The 24,423-nt window shown below is 69.2% G+C and carries 27 protein-coding genes; 3 read left to right on the plus strand and 24 right to left on the minus strand.

Features of this window, described 5'->3' with window-relative positions:
* Position 1: 1 nt before the first annotated feature.
* The 19 genes from PXH83_RS15350 to PXH83_RS15440 all read right to left on the minus strand — a co-directional run bounded on the left by PXH83_RS15350 (position 2) and on the right by PXH83_RS15440 (position 16,780).
* Positions 2–715: a nucleotidyl transferase AbiEii/AbiGii toxin family protein gene (locus tag PXH83_RS15350; RefSeq protein WP_274560786.1), complete on the minus strand. Its 714-nt coding sequence runs from the start codon at positions 713–715 to the stop codon at positions 2–4.
* Positions 682–852, minus strand: a complete 171-nt coding sequence (locus tag PXH83_RS15355; protein WP_274560787.1) for a hypothetical protein — start codon at positions 850–852, stop codon at positions 682–684. The genes PXH83_RS15350 and PXH83_RS15355 overlap by 34 nt, the downstream gene beginning before the upstream one ends.
* 18 nt (positions 853–870) lie before the next feature.
* Entirely contained in the window at positions 871–1,227 is a 357-nt protein-coding gene (locus PXH83_RS15360) for a PRC-barrel domain-containing protein (RefSeq protein ID WP_274560788.1), read from the minus strand.
* Positions 1,228–1,515: 288 nt separating this feature from the next.
* Positions 1,516–1,788: a hypothetical protein gene (locus PXH83_RS15365; RefSeq protein ID WP_274560789.1), complete on the minus strand. Its 273-nt coding sequence runs from the start codon at positions 1,786–1,788 to the stop codon at positions 1,516–1,518.
* Between the two features lie 208 nt (positions 1,789–1,996).
* The gene (locus PXH83_RS15370) at positions 1,997–2,542 is read right to left on the minus strand and encodes a hypothetical protein (protein WP_274560790.1); all 546 of its coding nucleotides are present in this window, start codon (positions 2,540–2,542) and stop codon (positions 1,997–1,999) included.
* Positions 2,543–2,595: 53 nt separating this feature from the next.
* A complete protein-coding gene (locus PXH83_RS15375; RefSeq protein WP_274560791.1) occupies positions 2,596–3,465 on the minus strand; it encodes an SCO2400 family protein in 870 nt (289 codons plus the stop codon).
* 174 nt (positions 3,466–3,639) lie between these two features.
* Positions 3,640–5,244 carry a sodium/solute symporter gene (locus tag PXH83_RS15380; protein WP_274560792.1) on the minus strand — a complete coding sequence of 535 codons (1,605 nt, stop codon included), beginning with the start codon at positions 5,242–5,244 and terminating at the stop codon, positions 3,640–3,642.
* On the minus strand, positions 5,241–5,501 hold the full coding sequence (locus PXH83_RS15385) for a hypothetical protein (protein WP_274560793.1): 261 nt from the start codon (positions 5,499–5,501) through the stop codon (positions 5,241–5,243). The genes PXH83_RS15380 and PXH83_RS15385 overlap by 4 nt, the downstream gene beginning before the upstream one ends.
* 225 nt (positions 5,502–5,726) lie before the next feature.
* Positions 5,727–7,067 (minus strand): PucR family transcriptional regulator, encoded by a 1,341-nt coding sequence (locus PXH83_RS15390; protein ID WP_274560794.1) that lies wholly within the window; start codon positions 7,065–7,067, stop codon positions 5,727–5,729.
* Positions 7,068–7,294: 227 nt separating this feature from the next.
* Positions 7,295–8,170, minus strand: a complete 876-nt coding sequence (locus PXH83_RS15395) for a class I SAM-dependent methyltransferase (RefSeq protein ID WP_274560795.1) — start codon at positions 8,168–8,170, stop codon at positions 7,295–7,297.
* A gap of 52 nt (positions 8,171–8,222) precedes the next feature.
* Positions 8,223–8,726 carry an FBP domain-containing protein gene (locus PXH83_RS15400; protein WP_274560796.1) on the minus strand — a complete coding sequence of 168 codons (504 nt, stop codon included), beginning with the start codon at positions 8,724–8,726 and terminating at the stop codon, positions 8,223–8,225.
* A 285-nt stretch (positions 8,727–9,011) separates the two neighbouring features.
* A complete protein-coding gene (locus tag PXH83_RS15405) occupies positions 9,012–9,494 on the minus strand; it encodes a pyridoxamine 5'-phosphate oxidase family protein (RefSeq protein ID WP_274560797.1) in 483 nt (160 codons plus the stop codon).
* Between the two features lie 62 nt (positions 9,495–9,556).
* The gene (locus PXH83_RS15410; protein ID WP_274560799.1) at positions 9,557–11,449 is read right to left on the minus strand and encodes a serine/threonine protein kinase; all 1,893 of its coding nucleotides are present in this window, start codon (positions 11,447–11,449) and stop codon (positions 9,557–9,559) included.
* Between the two features lie 119 nt (positions 11,450–11,568).
* Positions 11,569–12,411 carry a Crp/Fnr family transcriptional regulator gene (locus PXH83_RS15415; protein ID WP_274560800.1) on the minus strand — a complete coding sequence of 281 codons (843 nt, stop codon included), beginning with the start codon at positions 12,409–12,411 and terminating at the stop codon, positions 11,569–11,571.
* Positions 12,412–12,446: 35 nt separating this feature from the next.
* Positions 12,447–12,935 carry a hypothetical protein gene (locus tag PXH83_RS15420; RefSeq protein ID WP_274560801.1) on the minus strand — a complete coding sequence of 163 codons (489 nt, stop codon included), beginning with the start codon at positions 12,933–12,935 and terminating at the stop codon, positions 12,447–12,449.
* Between the two features lie 116 nt (positions 12,936–13,051).
* The gene (locus PXH83_RS15425) at positions 13,052–13,843 is read right to left on the minus strand and encodes a class I SAM-dependent methyltransferase (protein WP_274560802.1); all 792 of its coding nucleotides are present in this window, start codon (positions 13,841–13,843) and stop codon (positions 13,052–13,054) included.
* Positions 13,840–15,456 (minus strand): radical SAM protein, encoded by a 1,617-nt coding sequence (locus PXH83_RS15430; protein WP_274560803.1) that lies wholly within the window; start codon positions 15,454–15,456, stop codon positions 13,840–13,842. The genes PXH83_RS15425 and PXH83_RS15430 overlap by 4 nt, the downstream gene beginning before the upstream one ends.
* A gap of 133 nt (positions 15,457–15,589) precedes the next feature.
* A complete protein-coding gene (locus PXH83_RS15435; protein ID WP_274560805.1) occupies positions 15,590–16,054 on the minus strand; it encodes a MauE/DoxX family redox-associated membrane protein in 465 nt (154 codons plus the stop codon).
* A 117-nt stretch (positions 16,055–16,171) separates the two neighbouring features.
* Complete coding sequence (locus PXH83_RS15440) at positions 16,172–16,780, minus strand: SRPBCC family protein (protein ID WP_274560807.1); 609 nt, start codon at positions 16,778–16,780, stop codon at positions 16,172–16,174.
* Between the two features lie 137 nt (positions 16,781–16,917).
* Between PXH83_RS15440 and PXH83_RS15445 the strand changes: the two genes are divergently transcribed.
* A complete protein-coding gene (locus PXH83_RS15445) occupies positions 16,918–17,580 on the plus strand; it encodes a CDP-alcohol phosphatidyltransferase family protein (RefSeq protein ID WP_274560809.1) in 663 nt (220 codons plus the stop codon).
* 31 nt (positions 17,581–17,611) lie between these two features.
* Here PXH83_RS15445 and PXH83_RS15450 read toward each other — a convergent pair whose 3' ends face one another.
* Both PXH83_RS15450 and PXH83_RS15455 read right to left on the minus strand, forming a co-directional pair.
* Positions 17,612–18,145 carry a hypothetical protein gene (locus PXH83_RS15450; protein ID WP_274560812.1) on the minus strand — a complete coding sequence of 178 codons (534 nt, stop codon included), beginning with the start codon at positions 18,143–18,145 and terminating at the stop codon, positions 17,612–17,614.
* Entirely contained in the window at positions 18,142–18,360 is a 219-nt protein-coding gene (locus PXH83_RS15455) for a hypothetical protein (RefSeq protein WP_274560814.1), read from the minus strand. The genes PXH83_RS15450 and PXH83_RS15455 overlap by 4 nt, the downstream gene beginning before the upstream one ends.
* Before the next feature lie 78 nt (positions 18,361–18,438).
* Here PXH83_RS15455 and PXH83_RS15460 point away from each other — a divergent pair, with 78 nt between their 5' ends.
* Positions 18,439–19,062 carry a TetR/AcrR family transcriptional regulator gene (locus tag PXH83_RS15460; protein WP_338054714.1) on the plus strand — a complete coding sequence of 208 codons (624 nt, stop codon included), beginning with the start codon at positions 18,439–18,441 and terminating at the stop codon, positions 19,060–19,062.
* Between the two features lie 290 nt (positions 19,063–19,352).
* Here the strand turns inward: PXH83_RS15460 and PXH83_RS15465 are convergent, their stop codons facing one another.
* From PXH83_RS15465 to PXH83_RS15475, 3 genes are all read right to left on the minus strand, one after another.
* A complete protein-coding gene (locus PXH83_RS15465; protein ID WP_274560816.1) occupies positions 19,353–19,982 on the minus strand; it encodes a DUF305 domain-containing protein in 630 nt (209 codons plus the stop codon).
* Positions 19,983–20,070: 88 nt separating this feature from the next.
* Positions 20,071–20,496: a DUF6153 family protein gene (locus PXH83_RS15470; protein ID WP_274560819.1), complete on the minus strand. Its 426-nt coding sequence runs from the start codon at positions 20,494–20,496 to the stop codon at positions 20,071–20,073.
* Positions 20,497–20,614: 118 nt separating this feature from the next.
* Positions 20,615–21,145, minus strand: coding sequence for a hypothetical protein (locus PXH83_RS15475; RefSeq protein ID WP_274560821.1), 531 nt, complete (start codon positions 21,143–21,145; stop codon positions 20,615–20,617).
* Positions 21,146–21,343: 198 nt separating this feature from the next.
* Here PXH83_RS15475 and PXH83_RS15480 point away from each other — a divergent pair, with 198 nt between their 5' ends.
* Entirely contained in the window at positions 21,344–23,719 is a 2,376-nt protein-coding gene (locus PXH83_RS15480; RefSeq protein ID WP_274560823.1) for an LAETG motif-containing sortase-dependent surface protein, read from the plus strand.
* The last annotated feature ends 704 nt before the right edge of the window (positions 23,720–24,423 follow it).

Raw genomic sequence — 24,423 nt, forward strand, 5'->3', positions numbered from 1 at the left:
ATCAGTCCTCATCGGGGCCTTTCAGCTCCTGGAGCCGTTCGGCGATGTCGTCGGCCCACTCCTGGGCCCAGCGGCGGAGCCCGGTGACGGCGCGTTCGTCGAGTCCGTACGCGGCGAACTCTCTGTCGTCGATCCACTCGGCCCCGGTGAGGCGGGCCTGAAGGTCCGTGAGGTCGAACGTATCGATGGCGTGGCGGCGGCCCAGCTCTTCGAGTTCGGTACGGCTCCAGCGGTCCGCGACGGCACGTACGTCGATCAGGTCGCGGGCGAGTCCCCGGTCGTACAGAGCGCGGACCGTGGTGCCGATGACGTCCTCAAGGGAAAGGGCCAGCCCGTGCTCGGTCTGTACGGGCGGCCGCCAGAGCGCTTCCTTGAGGACGTCGACCAGGTATTCCTCACCGCTGTCGGCGCTGCCGGGATCGGTGACGATCAGCCGGGCGGACAGCGGATCAGCCTCCACTGCCTTCACCTGCCAACCGCGCGCCTCCAGGCCGGCGCGCACGGTGGCGGCGATGTTCTCCATCCGTTCCGGGTGCTCGGTGGCAACTTCGAGGTCGTGGCCGACCCGGTCCACCAGGCCGTGGGCGTAGACGGCGTACTCGCCTGCGAGCGCCAGTGGGTAGGAAGCGCCCACGGCGAGAACGTCGGCGAGCAGCCGCCGGTGCGGTTCGGCTGCCACGGTCAGCGGATGGGCCGGCCGGAACGCCGGGACCATCGCACGGTGGCGAAGGCCACATCGACCACGAAGAGCACGATGCCGATGATCAGCAGATAGGCCATGCCCTTTGCCACCGCGCCGATGATTCCCAGTACGACGGCGACCAGGATGAGCGCCAGGAATAGTGCTACCACCCGAAAGCCTCCTTCGTGTCAGCGGCGGGCGAGTTGCCGTTCGCCGTTGGGCCCCGGCCGGTAGGTCATGCCGTAGTGCTGGAAGATCGATTCCTCCTGCTCGGCAGGCAGGACGTCGTCCGTGCCGATCGAGGGGGCCTTTTTCACCAGTGCCTTGGCGTAGGCGACTTTGACGTAGCCCGGCCCGAGGATTGCCTCGCCGACAGGTACGAAGGTCAGGTGCTGCCGGGTGAGCAGCCCGCTCCGGACGGTGGCCATGGCCGGCTCATCGGTGGTGGTGTCCACATAGACCGCTTCGAGTACGCCGATCTTGTGGCCCTTCTGGTCGACGACATCGTGGTTGCGCCACTCGCGGATATCGGCTGCCTGGATCATGCCCTCTCCCTCTTGAGCGCCCTCGGCGTTTCAAGTGTGCCCCCGCCGACCGCAGACGTCGCGGTCAGTCACCCGGACGGGGCCGCGCGCCTGGGTGTCCCAGTCCCTGTGCGACTGCTTGGCGGGCGAACCCCGGCCTCACTCTTGGTTGTGGCACCGGCGGCTGTGACAACGGCCCCGGCGTATACACACCGGGGCCGCCCTTCCGGGCGGTTGCACGTGAGAGTGAACCAACCCAAATCAATGCTACTGCCCATGGTGCGCCTCGGACGTGGCCCGAGCATCGCGTCAACCGCGCTTTTCTTCCTCGGCCTCCATGCGCCGAATGCCTTGGTGTGTCAGCGTGACCATGGCGGGCGTATTGCCCGTGGCCCAGTCGACCGAGATCAGGTCCTCGCCCACAAGATAAGTGCAGGCGGCAGCCAGATCCTCTTGGCGGATCCCGAGATCGTGAAGCAGCTGGGCGCCCGTGACACCCAGAAGGCGGTTGCCTTCAGTGGCCTCGTAAAGAGCCTGCATGATCTTCTCGCGGTACGCCTTCCGCTCCGCCAGTGATGCCATGACTACCCCCTCTGGGGAGAATTTCGCATTGCTCAATGCGGCGGTGAGATGCCGTGCGTCGAATGGAGCCCGCATTGATTATCGCGGACGCCGCCGTGTTCTACCGCGCCGGCATTGCTCCGCGACTCCGCGCGATTCCGGGGGCCTGGGGGTGACGGGGTAGCCCTGGGCCTCGGTGATTGCCTCCCCTTTTAGGCGTCATCCTCTTTTAGGCGTCATCCTCGGCAATCGCCCAGCCCGGGCGGCTGGGTGAAGCCTGTCGGTGCCGTTTCGGGCGCGTCATGCTGCTGTCGGATGTTCCAATGGCGGGTCGCTGATGCTTCGGTGGGCTCGGCATGGACAGGGGGCCGAGGCGCCATGGGCGTGGGTCGGCGGAGCCGCGTGGGGCTGTCGAGAACTGAGACACCTCTTGGTGGGACACACCGAGCAGTCGGCAGGCGTCGCCCTGGCTTACGCGCAAATCCTCGACCAGCGTGCGAGCCGCATCCGCGACTGCCTGCTGTTCGGCGGCATCGGCCGCCGCACGGCGGCTCCTTGCCTCCGACACGGACTGCAGCACTGATGCGAATTCCGGAACCACCAGCTCCACGGCGATCGTGTCCGCCTGAACGCCACGCGCTTCGGCGATGGCGTCGCGCGCCAGGTCCTCGGCCTCGTCGAGGGTGCGGCACTGGGTGTGGAGGGCGGCATCCGGAATGTCGACGGCCCACCACCGGCCGATTCTGTGCAGGTGGGCCTCGTAGCCATGGCTCACGGGGGCTCGGCCTCCTTGATGTCTCAAAACTCGACAGCCTGCGAACGGAGCGATCAGCCGACGCACACACCGATCAGGCACACCTGCACCGGCGATGTCGGCTCGGCCTCCGGCGTACCGGGGAACAGGTCCGCAAGCGGTGTTTCCGCGTCGCCGGGACGTTCGGTGGAAGCGGGCGGCGCGGTGGTCTCGGGGGCCGGGACCGGAGCCGCAGCCGGGGCGTCGGCGTTGGTGTTGTCAGTTGCGGTCCCCTTCGCCGACTCCGGCGTGGTGTCCGGCTTCGCGCTCAGGGGCGCTGAGGGCCGGGCCGTGGCGGCGGTCTTCGGCTGCCGGTTCGTCGTCGCGGCCGGTTCGTCGGCGGTGTCCTGCTGCTTGTTCGTTGTCACGGGTGGGCGAGTGCCGGGATGCCGCGAACCCCGGGTGTCCGGCTGCTCCGTCGACGAGTCGGTGTTCGCCGTACGGGGCGTGGACGTGGACGTGTTCACCGGTTCCGGCGGCGAGCCCGCCTGCGTGTGGCTGGTGGACGGCCTGGTGGTCGGCAGCGCGGCAACGGTCAGGGCGCCACCGATCATCGCAACCGCCGTTGCCGCAACGGCCCGACGCCGGTGCTTCTTCCAACGCGCCAGCTGCCGACGCCGCGCCGCCCGGCCCTGCCCGGTGGCGGAGGCGCCCTCGAAGCCGTCGGACGAAGCGCTGCCGGACGCATCCGCCGTCGCGTCTGTCGTGTCTGTCGCGTCTGCGGATGCGCCGCTGCCGACCGGTGCGGCCTCCTCCGGGAACCACGTCTCCGCCGTCGTTTCGGCAGAAGCGACCGCGCCGTCGGGGCGATGGACAGGCGGGGCTATGTCGGGAGCGTAGGCGCCGCAGCCGGGACACACGAGCGCCCCGTTGAGAGTCCGGCGGCACGAGGAGCAGTAGTCCATATGCGATCTTTCTGCTGACTGCGCCGCCAGGGACGCCGGCGACCTCTTCAAGTTCGCACGCGGGATCGAGCGGCCGTAACGCTAACCGCCCTCGCCGAAGGTGCTGCGCAGCCCTTGTGACGCTGTTGCAAAGATTTGCTGACGCCTCCGTACGTCACGATGCCCAGCCGTACGTCATGCCCAGCCGTGCTCCGCGACCTCCCGCGCGCGCCGCTTTCCCGGGGCGCTGCCCAGCCGGCCGAGCAGGAAAGCAGCGGGCATGGACACGAGGACTACCGTCTGGAGCGGGAACCAGTCCAGGTGCCAGTCGGGGAAGAGTGCCATGGGCGTGCCGGAGAAGACCGGGCCGGAGATCTGCAGGCCGACGGCGCAGCCCAGGCCTCCGTACAGCGTCCAGAGCAGCCCTCTTCGGGTGTATCCGCTCCAGAAGAGGGAGTACAGCAGCGCCGGAAGCAGGCAGGAGGCCGCCACCGCCAGGGCGAGGGCGGACAGGAACCCGACGTTCCAGCCCTGGACCCAGACCGCCAGCGCGATGCTCAGTACGCCGACCCCGGCGGACGCCATACGTGCGGCGGCCACCTCGCGGCCCTCGCTCGTGCGCCCGCGGCGCACCACATGCGTGACCAGGTCGTGGGCGACTGCCCCCGCGGCCGCCAGGGTGACGCTCGCCACGACCGCCAGCGTGGTGAGGAACACCGCGGAGGAAACCAGGACGACGAGCCATGCATCGCCAGTGGAGGAGCCGCTCGCCAGTTCGCCAGTGAGCATCAGCAGGGTGCTGGTGGCTCCCGGATCCGCGCCCAGGATCTTAGGGGCGCCGACCACAGCGGCGGCTCCGAGGCCCAGCACAGCTGTGGCGAGGCAGAAGGTGCCGACGATGCCGATGGTGTGGCGCACGGTACGACGTGCGGCGGCCGCGTCAGGAGCGGCGTTGAGCTGCATGGCCACGTGGGGCAGGCATGCCACACCGAGCACGATGGTGACCATCAGGCCGATGTAGTCGAGTGTGCCTTCGGCTCCGTCGCTGTCGGCGAACCGGAGACCGGGCTCCATATAGGCGGCGGGACGGCCGCTGCCCATTCCTGCGGCGTTGATCAGGGAGTCGGTGCTCCAGTCGAAACGATGGAGCACCACCGCTGCCACAGCCAGCGCCATGCCGAGCAGCAGCACCGTTTTGAGCACCTGAAGCGTGATCATGCCGCGCATCCCGCCGAACGCGGTGGCGCAGACGACGAGGAGGCCGATCATGACGATGGCCGTCTGTTCGGCGCCCGGACCGGACAGCCCCAGCAGCATTGTGGTGGTCACTCCCGCACCGGAGAGCTGCACGACCAGATAGGGGATGCATGCGCTCAAGGTCACGACGGCGACCGCGATCCTTACCGCGGGCCCTGGAGCGTTCAGGGCGAATATGTCGCCGAAGGTGTAGCAGCCGCGCTCGCGCAGGGGGCCTGCCAGCAGGAGGAGCACACCGAGCGACAGCACGGTGCACAGGGCGATGAACAGACCGTCATAGCCGAATATCGCGATGCTTCCCGTCGTACCGAGCACCGTGGCCGCGGACAGGTAGACGCCGGACAGAACGAGAGCGCCCCGCACGGGCCGCAACGAGCGCTGTGCCGTGTAGAAGTCGTTGACCCGGTCCCGCCCGGGGCCGCTGAGAACGCAGATCAACAGGATGGGCACGATGAACGCAAGAAAGCCCACCAGAACTATGCCGCGTGTGTCCGAGTCCAGAAGACGCGGCGGCGCGGCGAGCAAGATCTCAGGAGTCGTCATCGCTGCTCCAGGCCCTGCTCGTACGGGCCATAGGGACCGTACGGAGTGTCCAGAGCGTACGGAGCATCCGGAGCGGGCTCGTCGGCACGGCGGTCGTACCGCACCGCCCCCCACAGCAGGAGGGAACCCTGGACCAGGAGCGCCAGCACGCCGATGCTCGTTTCTCCCCAGACACGGGTAGCCATGAAATCGGCGGCGGTGAGGGCGAGCAGCAGATGCAGGCCGAAGGCCAGTCCGTTGGCCACGGCGAAGGACATGCCCGGGCGATGAGGCCGGGGGCGATGATGCAGCCGAGGGGCGTGCGGGTGGGACATAACGTCTCCTGGCGGGCGTGGATGCGGACGTATCGCCGCTGATGCGAGGCTCACCAGAGCACCAGCGCCCCGGCCCGTCCAGGCGGTGCGCCCACGTCCGTTGTCCGCTCCCAACGCCTCTTGCGTATGACTGTGCTGATGCCTAATCAGCCGTGTCGGCGGCGACCATCAGCCATCAGCCGCGCCCCGTTCCCGCGGCGGAGCCGTGCGTCCTCCAGAGGCTGACGGGTAATTGCCTTCGTCGGTGGTGGTGCCCAGGGCCGCGGCCGGTCCGAGCAGGCGGTGGGCGTCGAGTGCGAGGGTGAGTTGCACCAGATCGCGCGGGCGGGTCAGCGCGAGGCCGGTGATCTGTTCGAGGCGGCGCAGACGGTTCAGCACGGTGTTGCGATGGCAGAACATGCGCCGTGCGGCCTGGACGGCGGAGCCATCGTTCTCGATCCAGATGCCGATGGTGTCGAGCAGCGTGTCTCGGTCGGCGGGTTCCAGGTCGTACAGGGGCCGGAGCACCCCGTGGGCCAGTTCGGCGGACAGGTCGGGCCGCGAGATGAGGAGACCGTCCGGCAGGCGGGAGTCGAGCCGGGCGATCTCGCCGTCGGCCCGGCATGTACGAAGGGCCAGCCCGGCCATGTCGTGTGCTCGGGCCAGGCTTCCCAGACCCTGTACGACCGGACTGATCCCGATGCGGAACCCGGGACCGGCGTTCAGGCCGGAGACGAGCGCGTCCAGAGGGCGGTCGCCCAGGTGGGCGACGAGCACATCACGGGGCCCGCAGGCGTGCCGCAGGATCCGGATGCCGTGAACCTCCGGAGCGGTACGGGGCGCGCGGCCGTACGGCGGTGTCGCTCCGACCACCGCGACCGCGTAACGCCCGTCGAGCGGCAGATCGAGGATCGCTGCCGCGCTCCTGGCGAACCCGGGTTCGTTACGGGTCTCCAGCAGCGCGGCGAGGACCAGGCGGACGCGTTCACCGTGGCGGCTGGCGACGCCTTCGACGGCCTGCCGGTAGGCATCGGCGACCAGGACGGCGTCGCGGTCGTTGCTCTTCCACACCAGCTCGGCGACGCGTACCAGCTGGCGCGTGTCGCCGAGTCCGTCCGCCTCCACCACGCTGATGATCCCGCTCCAGACCTCCGAGCCGGCGACACGGAACGCGTGCAGCACTTCGTCGAGGGGGCGGCCCTGTTCCGCGCGCCTGATGCCCAGCTCTCTCGTGTACCGCTCGACGTCCACGATTCTGCTCGGATCGACGCCGGCTTCCAGCCCGTGACGGATGCCGGTGCTCACGGTTTGCCGCACGTCGGGCGGCGCGAGCACCGGGTCGGCGTAGTACGGCACCTCGGCGCGGATCTTCGCCACGACGGTGTCGGTGAATTCCGTGAATTTGGGGCCCTGCCCAAGAAGGCGTCGGCAGGCGCGGTCGAAGAGCTGGAGGGGAGTGGGATCTGGGGCGCCGACGGCTATGCCGTGAGCGCGGGGGCGAACGCTGCCGGGGACGGAACTGTTGTGCATGGACCCTCCAGCTGGACGGGACGTGCGAGATCACCACGCGAGTTGCCATGTCGTACGTGCGCGGAGCGCGGCGAAGTTCCTCGACCGCCATGCTAAGCAGTTGCTTATGCAAGGGCGAGGTTTCAGTCAAACCGTGATGTTTCCGCCATGTAGGGGATGGGCCCTGTGAACGAACAAGGCCCTGTTCACCGGCCTGGGGAAGATCGGCCCGGCCAGGGAAGCACGCCCTAGGGAAGATCGGCAGTGATGAGCCAGGCGGCCGATTCGTACAGCACGCCGCTCGGCGTCTCATGCGCATCGAGGGTCGCACGCAGATCCGTCAGGGCGCGGTGGCGGCCGCTTTCGTCGAGGCCGTCGAGCATCCAGCCGCGGAGCCCGGAGACGAACGCGTACGCCTGCTCGGCGTCCGGCCCGAAGTGCATGGGGGCGGACAGGTCTTCGAAGCGCGGCTCGTTGAAGGCCGCCGCCGTGAGCCGGGCCCGTACCTCGTCGGGGTCGGCCATGGAGAACGGCCCCGGCGCACCGGGCGGCGGTGCGGGCAGGGTCCGGCCGGCGGCCAGAGCCGTGGTGAAGGCCAGGAACCATTCGTTGCGGGACAGCGCCTGCCACACCAGCAGCACCAGGCGGCCGCCGGGTCGCAGAGCCCGTGCGATGTTGCGGAAGGCGGTCACCGGTTCGGCGAAGAACATCGCCCCACTGCGACTGATCGCCGCGTCGAACTTCCCTTCGGGGAATGGATACGTCTGGGCGTCGGCCTGCTCGAAGCGGACGTTGCCCAGCCCTTCCTCGGCGGCCTTCTGCCGTGCCACTCGTAGCATCTCGCCAGACAGATCGACGCCGAGCACCGAGCCGCCGACCGCCAGGCGTGCGGCGGCACGAGCCGATTCGCCGGTGCCGCAGCCGATGTCGAGCACCCGCTCGCCGGCGCCGATGGCCGCGGCCTCAAGGAAACGTGGCTGGTAGCCGCGGACAGCACGGTCGAACTGGTCGGCGTGGGCGGCCCAGTAGGCCCCTTCCTCGCCGTCCCAGGCCCGCACCTGCTCGGCGTTCGAGGGATCGGCCCGCAAGTTCTCGCCGCTCACCGTGACCACCCACCCGCTCATACTCCCAAAGGGACTATTTCCTCCCGGTTTACCACCTGGCCACCGGCCCGCCCTAGCCCTGCGTCACCTTCGCCAGGAAGGCGTCCAGGTTGCCGAGGGTGCGGGCGATCCGCTCCTCCACGCCCAGGCTCTCCTCGTAGCGGCCGCTGCGCAGCTTGGGCTGCCGCTTGCCCCGTACGTACAGGGAGCAGGCGAGGTCGGCGCACACATAGATGCCGACGGTATTGCCCGCGCGCCCACGGGCCCCCGCCAGCGGGGCCACGAGAAGCGTGACGCCGGACGAGGCGTGCCCGGTGAGGCAGAGCTGGCAGAGGCTGGACTTCACCGCGCTGGTACGGGACGCGCCGGGCACCCGCAGCGTGATCCCGAGCGGCCCGTCCGGCCGCGCCAGCACGAGGTGCGCCCGCAGCGGTGCGCCCGGATCGACCCAGCCGAGGAAGTCCAGGTCCTGCCAGGGGAGTTCGGCGAAGTCGAGGGGGAGTTTCAGGCGGGACGCCTCGCCCTTGGTGCAGTTCACGAAGGACGAGCGGATCTGTTTCTCACTGAGCGCTTCCACGGGCGTCGACCGTACGGGCCGTACACCGTCGCCCGCATCCGATTATTCGCCCGGTTCGTCGCGTTCGGCCGACGGCCTTCTCCGGCCAATGAATGCCGCCAGGCGAAGGAACAAGCCATGTGCCTTCCGCACACCTGCCTTCTCGCGCTGCGGCGGCAGCATGGTCTGGCCACTCAAAGGATGCGTCGCGCCGCAGCGTGAGACCTTGAGAGACACACATCAATCCGGTCATGGCCGCCGGGCTGCCGATGGGATTCTCACCCTGGACCGCCGCTCCCAGCTCCTCTACGTGCTGGGAAACCGCCACCGTGTAGGGGCCCGCATGTCGGAGTCCCAGCCGAAGACCAGCCGGGGCCGGACCCGGAATGCAGGCCCGGCGGCCCCGGAGCCGTCGGCGACGCCGTCATCGGTCGCAGCGATGTCCCAGTCGTACTTGGGGTTGTACGCGGCGACGAACCGGGCCAGCGCCCGCACTTCCGAGACCGCCTCCGCTGTGCCTTCCACGATCACCGGCCGGTCACCGTCGTCGAGATGCACGGAGATCTCCGGATTGCGGGGCAGGCTGAGCCGGGCGACGGATCCCGTGCTGAACCAGAACCCGTCCTCCAGCCAGACTCCCCAGACGGGACGCGTGTGCGGCCGGCCGTCGGGGCGCGTCGTGGCAATCCAGTACGTGCGGGCCGCGGCCAGCCGCTCGACCGCCCATGTCCAGGGCAGCAGCTCCCCCGACTGCATCTGCACACCGAACATGACCGGTGCCTCGGCCACGGGAGCAGGCAAAGCTTCCACGTGGCCAACCGTACGCCGGAGCGGTCGGTCGGCTGCTTGGCTCAGCGTGCCGTCTTGGACCACTTCTCGTCCGCTGCGCCGTTGCAGGTCCACTGGATCAGCTGGGATCCCTTGGTCGCGTTGGAGCCGAGGCCGAGGCACTTGCCGGAGTAGACGTTGCGCAGTTCGTGCGTGCCCGGGTCGTACCACCACTTCTGATCGACCGCGCCGTTGCACGTGTACTGGATGACGCCCGCCCCATTGGCGAGGCTCGACGCGGGGCCCATGCACTTGGCCGAGTACGCGTTCTGGAGGAAGTAGGCGCGTTTGCCGTTGGAGTCGGTGGTGTCCTTGAACACCCACCGTTCGTCCTGGGCGTTGGTGCATCCCCACTGGATGACCTTCGAACCGTTGGTGGTCTTGTTGCCTGCACCGGCGCAGAGGGCGCTGTAGTCGTTGCTGAGGTAGACGGCGCTGGGGTTGGCCGTCGGAGAGGCCGACGAGTGCGGGGCCGCGCCGCCACCATCGCTGCTCGGCGTCGTCGTGGGGCCTGCCTCGCCGTCCTCGCCGTCCTTGCCGTCGTCGTCCCCGCCCCGGGCCGGCCGCTGAGAGGGCGTACCGGACGGCTTCGCGTGGGAGCTCGCGGACGACGAGGCGCTCGGGGAGTTCATGCCGGTGATCGCGTTGCCCCCCGGGGAGCTGACCCCGAGCGGCGCCGCCTGCGCCTCGTCATCGCTCGTACCGCCGTGGTCGCCTGTCAAGGCGTACGTGATGCCGCCTCCGGCGAGCACAACGGCGGCGGCCGCCGCCGCGACGACGGTACGGCTGCGGCGCCGCGCACTGCCGGCCGCGGAGCGGCGGTTGCCGCGAGCGCGGCCCGCGACGGGTGCGCCGGAATGCGGAACGGTGTGCGGCTGGCCGGGCGGCGCACAGCCGGTGTGCGGAGGCTGCGGGGAAGCCTGGTGGAGAGCCGGCGCGGCACCGAACCCGGGCGGCGGCGTCGGGACGACGGCCTCCGTCGGCGTAGGTATGAGGGCCGGCGGCGCGAGGTTCACCGTGCTGCCCGCGGCCACTCGCTCCAGCATCTCGCGCGCCTGGTCGGCGGTGGGCCGGCTCTCCGGCTCCTTCGCCATCAGTGCCTGCAGCACCGGCGTGAGCGGTCCCGCCCGCCGGGGCTCCGGCAGCGGCTCGGTGACGATCGCCGCCAACGTGGACCACGCGGACGTGCGGCGGAACGGCGAAGTGCCCTCCACCGCCGCGTACAGCGTCATGCCGAGCGACCAGATGTCCGACGCGGGACCGGGCTCCCGGCCCTGCGCGCGCTCCGGCGGCAGATAGTCGAGGGAGCCGACGATCTGACCGCTCTGGGTCAGCTTGGCCATGGCGTCGTCGTCGGAGGCTTCCATGCTGGCGATGCCGAAATCGGTGAGCACGACCCTCCCCCAGCCTCCGGCCGGGGGGACCCCCATCTCGCTTCGCTCGCCGCGCTCCAGCAGCACGTTTCCCGGCTTGACGTCCCGGTGCAGTACACCGGCCCGGTGCGCGGCGTCGAGCGCGTCCATCAGCTTGGCGCCGATCGCCGCGGCCTCGCGCGGCTCCAGCGTGCCGCGCTCCGTCAGCACATCGTCGAGCGAGGGGCCGTCGACAAGTTCCATGACGATGACCGGCAGGCCCTGCTCCTCGGTCACGTCGTGCACGGTGACCACGCCGCTGTGCCGTATTCGGGCGGCGGCCTGTGCCTCCCGTTGCATCCGGGTCCGCAGGTCGGCCAGTTCGGGCGCGGAGGCGTCGGTGTAGGCCCGCAGGATCTTGACGGCGACCTCTCGGTTGAGCAGTTCGTCCACCGCCCGGGCGACCACGCCCATACCGCCGCGCCCGACCGTCGCGGTCACCCGGTAACGCCCCCCGAGTACCTTCCCGATCAGCTCGCCGCCGTTCGCTTCCCCCGCCGTCACCGCAGTCCCCGTTCCCGTAACTGTTCGTCAATTCGCAATCTGGCGGGCACAAGCGTAGAGGTACGAGAAGCGGGGGAGCCCGGCGGCCGGTGCGCATGATCTGTCGCTTCAGGCGTGGTTCAGCCCGCCCGATCATTCAGACGCTCGGTGTCGAGGACGGTGATGCGGCCTCTGGCGAGGCGGATCAGGCCTTGGCCCGCGTAGTCGCGCAGCACTTTGGTGGTGGTCTCGCGGGACGTGCCGGCCAGGGCGGCGATCTGCTGGTGGGTGAGGGCGATCTGCGGGCCGCGGGCGCCGAGTACGCGAGGACGGGTCTCGGCGGCGAGGGTGAGCAGCGTGGTGGCGATGCGCTGGGGTACGGACTTGAAGACGCTGTCGGACAGTCGCTGTTCGAGGTCGGTGAGGCGGCGGCCGAGGATTTCGGTGATCCGGGAGGAGATCCGCGCGTCGGAGAGCAGGAAGCGGTGGACGTCGGCCCGGCTCATGACGCATACGGTGACTTCGTCGAGGGCCTCGGCGAAGTTGTCGTACATGCGCTGCCCGAGCAGGACCATCTCGCCGAAGATGGTGCCCGGGGTAATGATCGCGGTGGTCAGCGCGCGGCCGTCGGCGGAGACGCGGAAGATGCGCACCCGCCCGCGTTTGAGGATGAACAGCACCTCGCTCGACTGGGTGGGAGAGTGCAGCAGCTCGCCCGCGGCGTACGTCTTCATCGGCGCCGCGGCGGCGATGGCCTCCATTTCCCGCTCGCTGAGGTCGCGGAAGATGTCGACCTCGGAGATGCACCACGTCCTTTCGGCGTCTTCACCGGCGTCGGTCATGCGGTGCATCTCCTCGCGTCGTCCCGGTGCCCACGGCGGGGGCGCGGCGCCCCACGCCGGGCCGGCCAGCGCCTCGGCGCTGTCGGCCAGACAGTAGCCGCCCTGGGTGCCGGCGCGCGGTTCGGCACCCAGGGGCGGCATGCCCGGGCCTCCGGTTGACGCGGGCGGTTTCGGCCTCATCCTCGGGCCTGGCCTGTCCGCTGCCTGTCCATCGCCTGGGCGATCGCGCCGAAGGTCAGTCCGGCGAGGAGACCGAACACGAGGTGGGCGCCGAGGCTGGAGCTGGTGACGTCGTTCCACTCGAAGACCGGCATACCCAAGCTCGCGGGCATGATCCACAGGGCGCCGATGGTCCACCACACGCCGCCGTAGACCAGGCCGAGGACGGCGGCAGGCGCGAGGCGCTGGGCGAACTGCCCCAGCAGGGCGCCGAAGACGGTGCCTGCGAAGAGTGCGATGGACAGGTGGATCAGCCAGCCCGCGAAGGCGTTGCTGGAGCCGAGGAGTCCGGCGACCATGGTGATCATCGAGGTGTCGGCCATCGGAGTGGATACGGACATCCAGATACCCATCCCGATGCCGCCCACCAAGCCGGCCGCGGCGCCCCATACGGCGTGGACCGGAATCGCGGCCGTTCTGGGTGAGAGCTGCACGGCTGTTGTCATGATTGACGTCCTCCCGATCGCGCTGATGGGTGCCTTCCGTTCAAGACGCTAGGTCCGGGGCCTGCACAGGTATGTGAGGGCGCTTACGTACCGGGCGGTAGTCCGGGGCGTTTGCTTCAGGGCGACTTCACCGCGACGAGCAGGGCGTAGCCGAGCGCGTCGTCGGCCACGGCTGCACGGGCCGCGGCGAAGACGGGAGGGGCTGCTTCGAGGTCGACGCCGGCGGCGGTGAGCTTCTCCGGGGCCGTCATGCGCAGCAGGTTCAGCCTCGCCTCGATCTGGTCGATCATGCGCAGCATCGCGTGGTTGTGGTCCTCGGTGGTGAGCGTGCGCAGTCCGGCGGTGGCCAGGATTTCCGCGTACTCGCTCAGCGGCCGGGCGTCTGCGATGCAGGCGATACGGGCGCCGAGTCCCGTCAGTTCGGGTGGGAGCCCGTCGGCGTCGGCGGTGACGTCGGTGATGCCGAGCCGTCCGCCGGGGCGCAGGACGCGGGCGAACTCGGCAGCCGCTTTCGCCTTGTCGGGGAACGTGCACAGAGCGCACTCGCACACAATGACGTCGAAGGCTGCGGCCGGGTACGGCAGTTGCTCGGCGTCCCCGGTGGTGAAGTGGACCCTGTCGGCGAATCCTGCCGCCTGCGCCGCGCCCCGGGCGAGAGCGGTGTTGGCGGAGGCGTAGTCCACGCCGTCCACCCGTGCGCCGTAGAGGTCGGCGAGAACCAGCGCGGTGGTGCCGCGGCCCGAGGCGACATCCAGTACCCGCTCGTCCGGGCTGAGGGCGAGGGCCCCGGCGAGGCGGCGGGTGAGCAGGGTGCCGCCGGGGTGGTACGAGTCGCCGAGCAGCAGGGTGACGACGTCGGAGGAGTACGCGGCGGCGCAGCACGCCTTGAGATCGTCGTCGGCGGTCATCGCGTGCCCCCTTGCTCGCCTGCGGTCTTGGTGCCGTGCTCGCGTGCGGTCTTGGAGCCGTACGGCGTGTCCATGAGGAGGGGTGCCAGGGGCAGGGCATTGGGCACCACGGGGGCGACGGGGACGCCGGACATCTGCGCGCGGATCTGTTCGCGGTAGCCGACGGAGTTGTACGCGCAGAAGGGGATGAGGCGTCCGTCGGGGGTGATTTCCTCGACGCAGCACTTCATCAGCTGTTTGACGTTGAGGGTGTACGGGTCCTGGAAGTCCTGCACCACGATCATGAACGCCTTGTCGCTGAGATCCTTGACGACCTCGGGCAGGTCGATACCGCAGCTGTCGGCGCGGTCCAGCGCTTCGGCGGTGGCGCGCAGCTTCTCCTCGGTCGTCTCGGTGCCCATGAACGCCGAGGCGGACCACAGCTTCTCCAGAGCCTCGCGGATGCCGGCGTCGGGCATCACCCGGTTGGAGATGTAGTCGAGGTAGTCCTCGACCTGGAGCAGCCTCGGAATCGGCAGGACGGCGCGGGATCCCGGCTCGCCGTCCACCAGCAGGTAGGTGACCGACCGGCAGGTGGGGAAGCAGCACGGTACGGGGAAGAAGTCGCCCTTCTGGAACCAGTCCGGCCGCTGCGCGTTGATCAGTTTGATGACATCGGGGTTGGTGAGCCGGTTCAGCGGATCGAACTCCACGTGCCGACCGGAGTGGGTGACCGGCTGGAAGGCCACCGACCGTACGGCCGGATGGTCGATGCCGTACTCGATGATCGCGCCGAGCTCGTGCTCGTTCAGGCCGCGCTCGACGGCTGCGACCAGGGTGACGGTCAGCCCCGCGTCCGCGCAGTTGTCCAGCGCCTTTTGCTTGAATTTCCGCAGGTCGCGGCCGCGGATCTCCAGGTGGGTGCGCTCGTCGAAGCCGTCGAACTGGAGGTAGATGTTCACCGACCTGCCGGGCATCCGGTTGCGTTTGCCGAGCTCGGCGACGAAATTCCGGTCGGAGGCGAGGCGGATGCCGTTGGTGTTGAGGTTGACGTTCTTGATCGGGCGGGCCTGGGCGAGGTCGATGAAGTCGAGGATGTGCTGGTGGATGGTCGGTTCCCCGCCGGAGAACATCACGACCTCCGCCTCGCCCTCCGACTCCACGAACACGTCGAGCATCCGCTCGCACTGGGCGCGGGTGATGGCGTACCCTCCCCCACTCTCGGCTGAGCGGGGGGACCCCCGTCCCTGGTGGCCGGAGTCGGCGAAGCAGATCGGGCAGTCCAGGTTGCAGCCGGTGTTGACCTCGATGATGCCGAGGCAGGCGTGCTGCTTGTGCTCCGGGCACAGCCCGCAGTCGGAGGGGCAGCCGTCCTTCACCTCGGTCTGGAAGACCAGCGGGATCGTGCCGGGCTTGTTGAACCGCGCCGAGGCCATGTACTCCTCGGCGTCGCCGTAGACGAGGGCCTCGAACCCGCCGTGCTCCTTGCACCGTTTGCGCAGGTAGACCTTGTTCTCGCGGATGTTGACCTGGGCGTCGACGGTGGTCTTGCAGATCGGGCAGATGGACTTGGTGAACTCGACGAACACCTCGTCGCGATCCACTTTGCGTTGTGGCACGGGTGCTTGGGTCATCCGGGACTCCTTCACTCGTATCGCTCATATCACTCATATCGCGACCGGGCTCGCACGCCTGGCCCGGGCCGCCGCCGCATCCCACTGCGGCTGTCTGGGTGAACGGCGGAAGAGCCCGGCCGGTCACCGGATGTCATGAACGGTGTCCGGCGACGGCCGCACCGCCGGGCGACGAGGAGCGGGGCCGTGCAGCAGCAGCCCGGCGCAGCAGCAGCCCCGCATAGAGCAGGGCCAAGCCGTCCTGCACGAGTACGACCCAGCTGAGCCGCTGAGGCAGGTAGATCCCGAAGCAGCCGCAGTTGGTCACGGTGAGCTCGCGTGCGTACGCCTGCACGGCAAGGAACGACCACACCACCGAGACGGCCGTGAACACCCACACCGGCGCGAGTGCCTTCGAGCGCGGGCGAGCCAGGAACCAGACCCCGCACACCAGCTCGCCCGCGATCAGTGCCACGGCCAGAGCCACGGCCAGTGCGGTCGCGGCACCGCCGGTCAGCAGCCCGTACTCGGCCAGAATCCCGGGCATGTGCCCGAAGGAGGCGAGCTGGCCGACCGCCATCGCCGTGTACACCGCACCCAGCACAATCCGCAGCACCATGATCTGAACGCTAGGCGCGGAGGAAGCCGAGAACTGTAAGCGCGCTCACCGAACGGGCACCCGATCCGCCGCAACGGCATGGCGGACCTGCTCGTCCGCGGTGTGCAAGTCCCCGGCTCACTGGAGGGCAGAGCGCCGCTCCGCCTCCTTCTTGACCGACGTCAGCGAGGCCGCGACCCTCTCCTCCCAGCGTGCGGCCACCAGTTGCCCCCAGCGTTGCCCGAGCCCCCACAGGTCGGTGCCCAGCTCCCCGTCGTACTCCAGTCGGGTGCCAGACTCGTACCCGAACTCGCACTCGTACTCGTACAGGCAGAACGCCTCCACGACGGCCGGTACGGGACCTCGTACCAGGCGGAAGTCGATCCGCTCCGGGCGGGTGAACCGCACCGTCTCCACCGTCTTCGCCGTCAACCGCCCGTCCGCAACCGGGGTGAAGTGCGCGGCGAGCACCATGTCGCTGCCACGCTCCAGCACCCGCACCTTCTCCCGCATCGCCCGAGTGGGCCGGCCGAGATAGGGCTGAGCAATTACGTCGAAGACCACGTCCCGAGGGGCCCGGATGTCGACGACCTGTGGCCCGAGCTGGCGGGTCCGCCGACCGACGCCCATGTCCAGCGACAGCGCCCCACTCACAAGACCCAGATATCCGGCGGCTGCGGTGCCGGCGCCCGCCGCCGCCACGACCGCCAGCCGCCCCGCCCACACCATGTCCGCACGCTTTCTCACCACAACGACGCTACGGCCGGCGGGCGTGCGGATCGGTGAGCGCGCTCACCTTTCAGCTGCGGGTCGGCCGTCTACGGTGAGCGGAGCCCATCGCGCGTGGAAAATCGCGCGTGGAAAGTGGAGAAAGGCCGGCCGACGTGTCCGTATCCGATCTCGCCGACAGTCGCGCCGCGACCAATGCGCTGCTGGGGATGCTGAAACAGGACCGCTGGAGACCTCTCGCCGTCGCACGCTTCCTGTGGCAGGCCACCGACCGCTCGGCGCGGCAAGCGGCCCGCCGCCCCCGGGCACTGGCCCAGGTCACCGCCCTGCACTGCCTGCTGCTCGCGCTCGCCCGGCGCCGCGGACGGGGGTGGCTGGCGACAAGCTGGACCCTCAGTGCCCTTCACCTGGGCTTGCTGGAGCAACGTGACCGGCTCTCGGCAGCCGATGTGCTCACCCTGGTCCGCGGCAACCTTCCCGTCACGGCCGTGGGGTCGAGCCGCTGGTCGGGCGTGCTGGCGATCACCCTTGACCTGGCTGACGGCCGCCTGGCCCGGCAACGGGCCACCGTGTCCCCGTTCGGCGAGTACGCCGACACCTTCGCCGACGCCGCGTTCTGGACCTGGCTGACCCTTCGGCACGAACCCGACCGCACGGTACGGGCGGCGGCGATCGCCGCCTGGGCGGTACCGGTCGTCACGGTCACCGCCGTCGCCGTCAGCCGCGGCACCATGCCGGAGCGGCCCCGCCCCGCGCTGCTGCGCCCGGCTGCCGCGATGCAGGGCATCGTCGCCCTGCGCCACCTGCTGCGCCGCTGACTCGGCCGGCCTGGCGCTCAGCCGGCTGCCATTACCCCACGGGTTCCGTACGCGCGGCTCGCTCGTTACGCCGCTGCTCGTCCTGCTTACGCCACCCGTACCGGGTCACGCCCCGCGGCTTGAACACCGAGAGGACCAGGATGATGAGCAGCACCACCAGGCCGCCGACGGAGTGGAGCAGAGTGCCGGGCAGCTCGCGGGGATCGGCGCTGGACGCTGCTGCCTCTGCCAGGCGGCTCACGGTCTGTGTCTCTGTCAGCAACACGGTGGCTGCGAAGATCGTGAGCAGGAGTTTCACCAGCACCCAGTAGTGCCGGAACAAGCCCCACGGGGTGCCCAGCGCGTTGATGATCCCGACGAGCACCGACGCGAGGGCCAGCGGGACGATGGCATACAGAACCGTCACCTCCATCGCGGTGTACGCGCCCCGGACCGTCGACACGTCCCCGCTGGTCACGGCGGTGACATCGAGAGCGAGATACGCACAGACCGCGCCGAGCCAGCCGACCGAAGTGGCGACGTGAGCAGTGAGCACGATCTTGCGGAGGCGCGGCGGCATGATCATCGGTAGCTGTCCTCCGGCGGCGCGTATGCCTGGATCGCTGCGACGCCGACCGGCGCTGCGCCGCCTGTACCCATGTGGCGGCCGGGGCCGTGATCCCCGCCCAGGCCGGTGAGCTTCGCGATCACCACGAGGAGGATCAGGACCCCGACGATGATCGCGAACACCTTCACCCACCGGGGGGCCGCGGGTGGTGCGGGTGGGGGTGAGTCGGCCATGAGGTTCCTCCATTGCGACGCATGGGTCGGCAGGCTCTGCCGTACTGCCGAGACCAGTTTACGAGACACTCTGTCTGGATGGCATCAAAGCGTCACGGCTTCATCGCCACGTATGATGCACTGGTGCCGAAGCTGTGGAACGAGACGATCGAGACGCACCGCCAAGCCGTGCGCGAGGCGATCCTGGAAACCACGTGGGAGCTGGTGGCCGAGCACGGGCTGATGTCGGTGACCATGACGCAGATCGCAGAGAAGGCCGGGATCGGACGCGCGACGCTGTACAAGTACTTCCCGGACGTCGAGGCGATCCTGGCCGCCCACCACGAGCGTCACGTCGCCGGCCACCTCGAACAGCTCGCCGAACTCCGGGACCAGCCCGGCGACGCCGACGAACGGCTCGCAGCGGTACTCGAGCGGTATGCGCTCATCTCTCACTACCGCGGGCGACACGGCAACGACGAGCTCGCGGCACTCCTGCACCGAGGCGAGCATGTCGCCCATGCGCAGCAGCAGCTCATCGACCTGTTCCGGGACCTGCTGGCCGAGGCCGCGACGAGCGGCCACCTCCGGGACGATGTCACACCGGACGAGCTGGCGCGGTACTGCCTCCACGCCCTGGGCGCAGCCGGCACTCTGCCGTCCGAAGCCGCGGTGCGCCGACTCGTCGCGGTCACCCTGGCCGGGCTGCGCCCACCGCGCTGAGCCTGTCGACGCCGCTGGAGCGAAGCCCTCAGTGGCGTGCGCAGACCCGGCCCGACGGCCCGACGGCTCGATCCGAGGATCCTGCGGCACTTGCTGAAGGCGGGACTGCTCTCCAAGCGGTCAGGACCCTTCTTCCCGCGTAGGGCAGAAGGCGGGACGGCGAGGAGGAACTGGGCCGTTGAGGACTCAGCACCCCGGGGACAGTCCTTGAACATCCCCGGGGTGCCTTCGACTCGTAGAACGTGTCGCTGGTGTCGACGGCCGGCAGATGAGCGGGGCCGCCGCAGCGATCAGCTCTTGCCGAGCAGCTTGTTCATGCGGGTGATCTCGGCGCTCTGCGAGGCGATGATGTCGCCGGCCATGTCCTTGGCGGGCTTGTACGCCCCGTCGGCCTGCTCGGTCTCGGCCATCTCGATCGCGCCCTCATGGTGCTTGATCATCATTTCCATGAATGCGGTGTCGAACGCCTTGCCGGACGACTCCTCCAGCTCGTCCATCTCTTCGGGCGTCATCATCCCGGTCATGGAGTGTCCGCCGTGCTCCGCGCTCTCGTCCGCCTTGGGCACGTCCTCGCCCCAGGAGGTGAGCCAACCGGACAGGGTCTTGATCTCCGGGTCCTGCGCCTTCTTGATCTCTCCGGCCAGCTTCTTGACCTCGGCGGACTGGGCCCGGGTCTCCGCCAGCTCGGCCATCTCGACCGCCTGCCGGTGGTGCGGGATCATGCCCTTCGCGAAGGTGACGTCGGCAGCATTGTGCTCACCCTGCTCGACAGAGGGCGACGCGGTCGGCGAGGAGGTCTTGTGGCCGTCGTGGCCGGCCGAGCTGTCGTTGTTTCCGCCGCAGGCGGCGAGTACGACGGCGGCGGTGGCCGCGGCCGCGACAGCGGTGGCGCGGCGGATCAGGGAACGGTGTGCGGTCATGGTGATGCGACTCCTGTGTGCGCTGAATTCAGGCATGGCTCTCAGCGGCGGCTCCGGCCAAAGGGGACCGGGGCACACCGGGGCTGCCCTATATGCGCAGGAGTTGGAGTTCGCTCAATGAGGGCGGGGCACGTCCGCCCAGCGTTGCCGCGGGAACGGCGGCGGGCACGTCTGACGCCGGGCAGGTGACCAGTCCGGCCGGAGACAGGGCAGGCAGTGCGGGCGCCCCACTCGTGCCACTGGCCGCGCATGTGGCGTCGGCGTGCTCTGGGTGTCCGCCGGTACTGCCGCCGCCGTGATCGACGTGTACGCAGTCGTCACAGCCCATCGCGTCAGCGTGCGACTCGGCCGCCGACGCGACGGCATGGCGTGCTTCCGGCATGGCATGGGTCGGCGCCGGGACGGCGGGCCCCAGGCCGTGCATGGCCACCACGCCCGCCAAAACGGCCAGCACAAGCAGCGCATACGCCCGCACCCCACCGGGCCGGGCCGCGCGCCACGTCTGCTGACTCATGCCCCGCATCCTAATCGGAGCCTTTCCCCTGCCGCCGGTTTGCGGTGCGGGCGGTGTGCGCCCCCGTGACATGACACCCGTGGCCGCGGCCTGCTTCGGCGCAGAGCAGTAACCGGCGTCAGCCCGCCACGCTGTGGCGCCACGCCGTGAACCGGGCGTACCAGTCGAGTACGTCGGTCAGGTGCCTGTTGGGGTTGGCGCACAGGGAGCGGATCTTGGCCGCGGGATCGATGAGCGGCACGGAGGGGACGTCGTCATCGTCCTCGGAGTCGTCGGCGTCGAGCAGGTCGCGTTCGGTGTCGGTCAGGTGCTCGCGGGCGATGGTCACGAGCGGGTAGCCGCCCGCCACAGGTGGCTCGTCGGGTTCGTCCGGGACGCACCGCCATGAGGCGCCGCAGTGGCGTACCGGGACTTCGCCCAGGTACCAGGCTGCTACCGACATGAGGACGGTGTCGCGTGCCCGGTCGGCTTCCTCCCAGGTCGTGAACCGGCTGCGGATCAGCTTTTCGAGCCGTGTCAGCGATTCGGGGCTGAAGTCCCATCCGCCTCCGTGGTCGGCGGCCCACTGGGGGAAGGCACCCTGCTGGGTGGCCAACCATGCGTTCAGGCGGGGGTTGTCCGCCCATGCGGGAGTGTCGATGGCATCCATTGAATCACCCTAAAAGCAGGCGCTCACAGGACCGTGACGATCCTGTGAGCGAAGCGAGTTGATCCGGCAACGCACGGCCGATACCACGCTGCGCTGCCCCAACAGGGCGTTACCGTAAGGCAGTTGCGGCGCCACACGTGTCACGGGGGCCCCTGGTGCCGCACGCCTTCTGTACTCAGGGCTCCCGATGGAGAACCCGTGACCAATCGAATACCGCTGCGCCCGCGGCGTATGTGGACGCGCGCCGTGCTCGCGCTGTCCTGCGCCGGGGTGCTGACCTTCACCGGCCTGCCCGGGATCGACGGCCTGTCCGGCACCGCGTACGCGGCGAAGGGCAAGCGCTGTGACGACACGTTCAAGCTGACCGGCCGGCCGGGCTCGAACTTCCCGTGGGACCAGAACATCCACGTCCGCGACCCCAGGTTCTGGGACTCGTACAACTTCGATGCCCCGCGTCAGTCCCTGGACGGCCTGAGCCTCAAGGGCACTCCCCAGGAGCAGCGTGCGTTCCTGGAAAACCTCGACGACGACTACAAGACGTACCCCAAGAACAGCCCCAACCGGGTCTACGCCCAGTACCGGGACTACCTGGCACGTAACGACTGGAAAGACACCCGCTACGGCGGCTTTGAGAAGTGGCTCAAGGACGCCTGGATCCTTCCGAACAACAACAACCGCAAGGGTTGGTTCTTCGAGCGGAAGGTCGTCAAGGACATGGGGCTCCTGGGCCCCGACTGGCTGTGCCAGGAAGAAGTTCAGGTCCTGGACAAGAACGGCAAGCCGGTTCTGGACAAGGACGGCAAGCCGGTGGTCCGCAAGTTCGACGCGGTGAACTACAAGACCAACCAGTTCATGGAGTTCAAGGCCGGGCCCACGAGGGACACCAAGCAGGACTTCGCCAACAAGGCGTTCCTGGAGGACCCCAAGCGCAGCAACGCCCGCATCACCTACGTCAACGGCGAGTCCAAGGACAGGGCCACCAGCCGCTACCTGGGCGATCTCGCCAAGTCGGCCGGGACGGACAACACGGGCCGTCCCCGGGTGACCGCCTATGAGCACCGCTCCAACAGCAACCCGGACTACACGCGCGGGAAGTATTCCAAGCCCGACACCAACCTCTCCCCGGGTGGCAACAACCGGGCCTCCGGCGGCGCCTCCCGCGTCATCGACGGCTCTGCGGCCACCCCGAAGGACATGAAGGAGCGGATGGACCGTATCCGCGCCAACGACCCCATGGGCAACCGCGGCCGGGGAGCCGGCGGTGTGGACTTCTCCACCCTCGAACTCTCCTACGTCGGCACGCCCGTCAAGGGCAAGGGGCTGCCGTACGCCTTCTCCGCGAAGAAGGTGGACGAGGAAGAGGGGCTGGGCTACGGCGGGAAGGCGAAGTCCCAGCTCATCTCCGACTCCTTCCTGACCTGGCTCGCCCTGACCCCTGACAAGTTCTGGGTCAACCTCAACCCGGACGAGCCCGACCGGATCATGGACAAGAAGTTCGGCACCACCGACGCAGGCCGCGTCCTGCTCGAAGCCGACCTGGAGATGAAGCACGACTACGCCAAGCTCATGGACCCGCGCAAGCAGCCCGGCAAGCGCTACTGGGACGCCATGACCGCCCGGGGCATCCCCTGCGGCACCGTCGTGCGCAACTGGATCGTCCCCGAACCGGCGAAGGTCCGTGAGGAGGACGGCGGCCTCTACATCCTTGATGCCCCGCTGAAGGTCAACTCCGTAGCCTCCAGCGTCGACACCCCCAGCCCCAACGGCGACTGCGAACTCACGGACGCCCAGCGCAAGACCTCACAGCGCCTGGTCAACCGGCACATCATCCCCGAGGTGGAGAAGAAGGTGAACACCGGCGCGGCCTACGCCGACCTGCGCCGCACCTACACCGCCCGGGTCGCCGCCGAGTGGATCCGCACCCAGGACCGGAAGACGGCCACCGACTACCGGCCCGTGATCAACAGCAACAACGTCACCAAGTGGCCCCTGCGCGGCGCCAACAGGGACTGGAAGCCCAAGCAGACCTTCGACGCCTACGTGAAGTCCTTCACCGAAGGCGACTACTCCTATCCCTGCGAGGTCGACGGACAGAACAAGACCTGCGTCATGGGCGGCGTCGACTTCTCCAAGGCCCCCAAGCGCAACACCACCAAGATCGAGTTCACCGCCCGGCACCGCCACCTGCCGCGCACCGCGAAGTTCGCCGCCGACTCCATGGCCGACGACGCCGAGAGGGAGAACCTCCTGCTCCTGGGAGGCGGCGCAGACACCCGCACCGGCGGCGGAGGGGACGACGACGGGCCCATGCCCACGCCGACCCCGACCGACAACCCGTCGACCCCGGGACCGGACCCGACGGACAACCCGTCGACCCCGGGACCGGACCCCACCAACACCAGCAACCCGGGCGGGACGAAGCCGGACGACAACCAGCCCGACCCGGACGGCGACCTGGCAGACACCGGTTCCGACACACCGGTCGGCCTGATCACGGGCCTCGCCGCCGCCCTCCTCGCCGCGGGCGGCACCGCCGTGTGGTGGATGCGCCGACGCAAGGCACTCCAGGACTGAGTTGCCCGCACATGCGACAGCGGCCCCGCCGGTCATCCGGCGGGGCCGCGTCAGGTGAGCTGCTTGCCGAGGTCGGCGTGCAGGGGCGTTCACCTGCGTTCATGGGCAACTGGCGGCTGGTAGCTGGCTGCTGGGGAGGGGGCTTGTGGCCGGGATCTCTCTGGACGTCCGTGAACGCGGCTGAATGAGACGGAAACTGAGACGGAGCGCGTGCTACTGCGTGACGGCCGACCCCCGTTGGGGTCAGCGTGCGGCGGTGATCAGTGAGGCCTGCCGGTCAATGTGCCTCCCGAGGAGGGGCAGACGTGGTCCATGCCCTGGCCGGAGTGGCGCGGGCGAGCGGCGCCATCTGGCGGAGGCGCCGGTGCTGATGCCCGGCTACGCCCATCGGTACCTTCCCGCCGGGGAAGCTTCGGGCATCCGGTGCTCTCGATGTGGCAGACCGTCGACGAGAGTTGGGACCCGAGAGCAACCGGCCCCTTCTGGCGGGACCTTTTCTGAGCCCTGGGGCAGGGCTGATGCGTTCTCGCTCGGCGAGATGAGTTGATCACGTGTGTAGGCGCCAGGATGGGCAGGTTGTACCTGCTGAAGACGGTGAACGCAACCCCTGACTTGTGCCGGCCTCGGAAGAAGTCTCCGTGACCGGTTGAGCCTCAGGGCCCCCGGATGGCAGCTCCGATGAGCGCTTTGGGAGATATCGGATT

The organism is Streptomyces spiramyceticus (assembly GCF_028807635.1).
Classification (GTDB): Bacteria; Actinomycetota; Actinomycetes; order Streptomycetales; family Streptomycetaceae; genus Streptomyces; species Streptomyces spiramyceticus.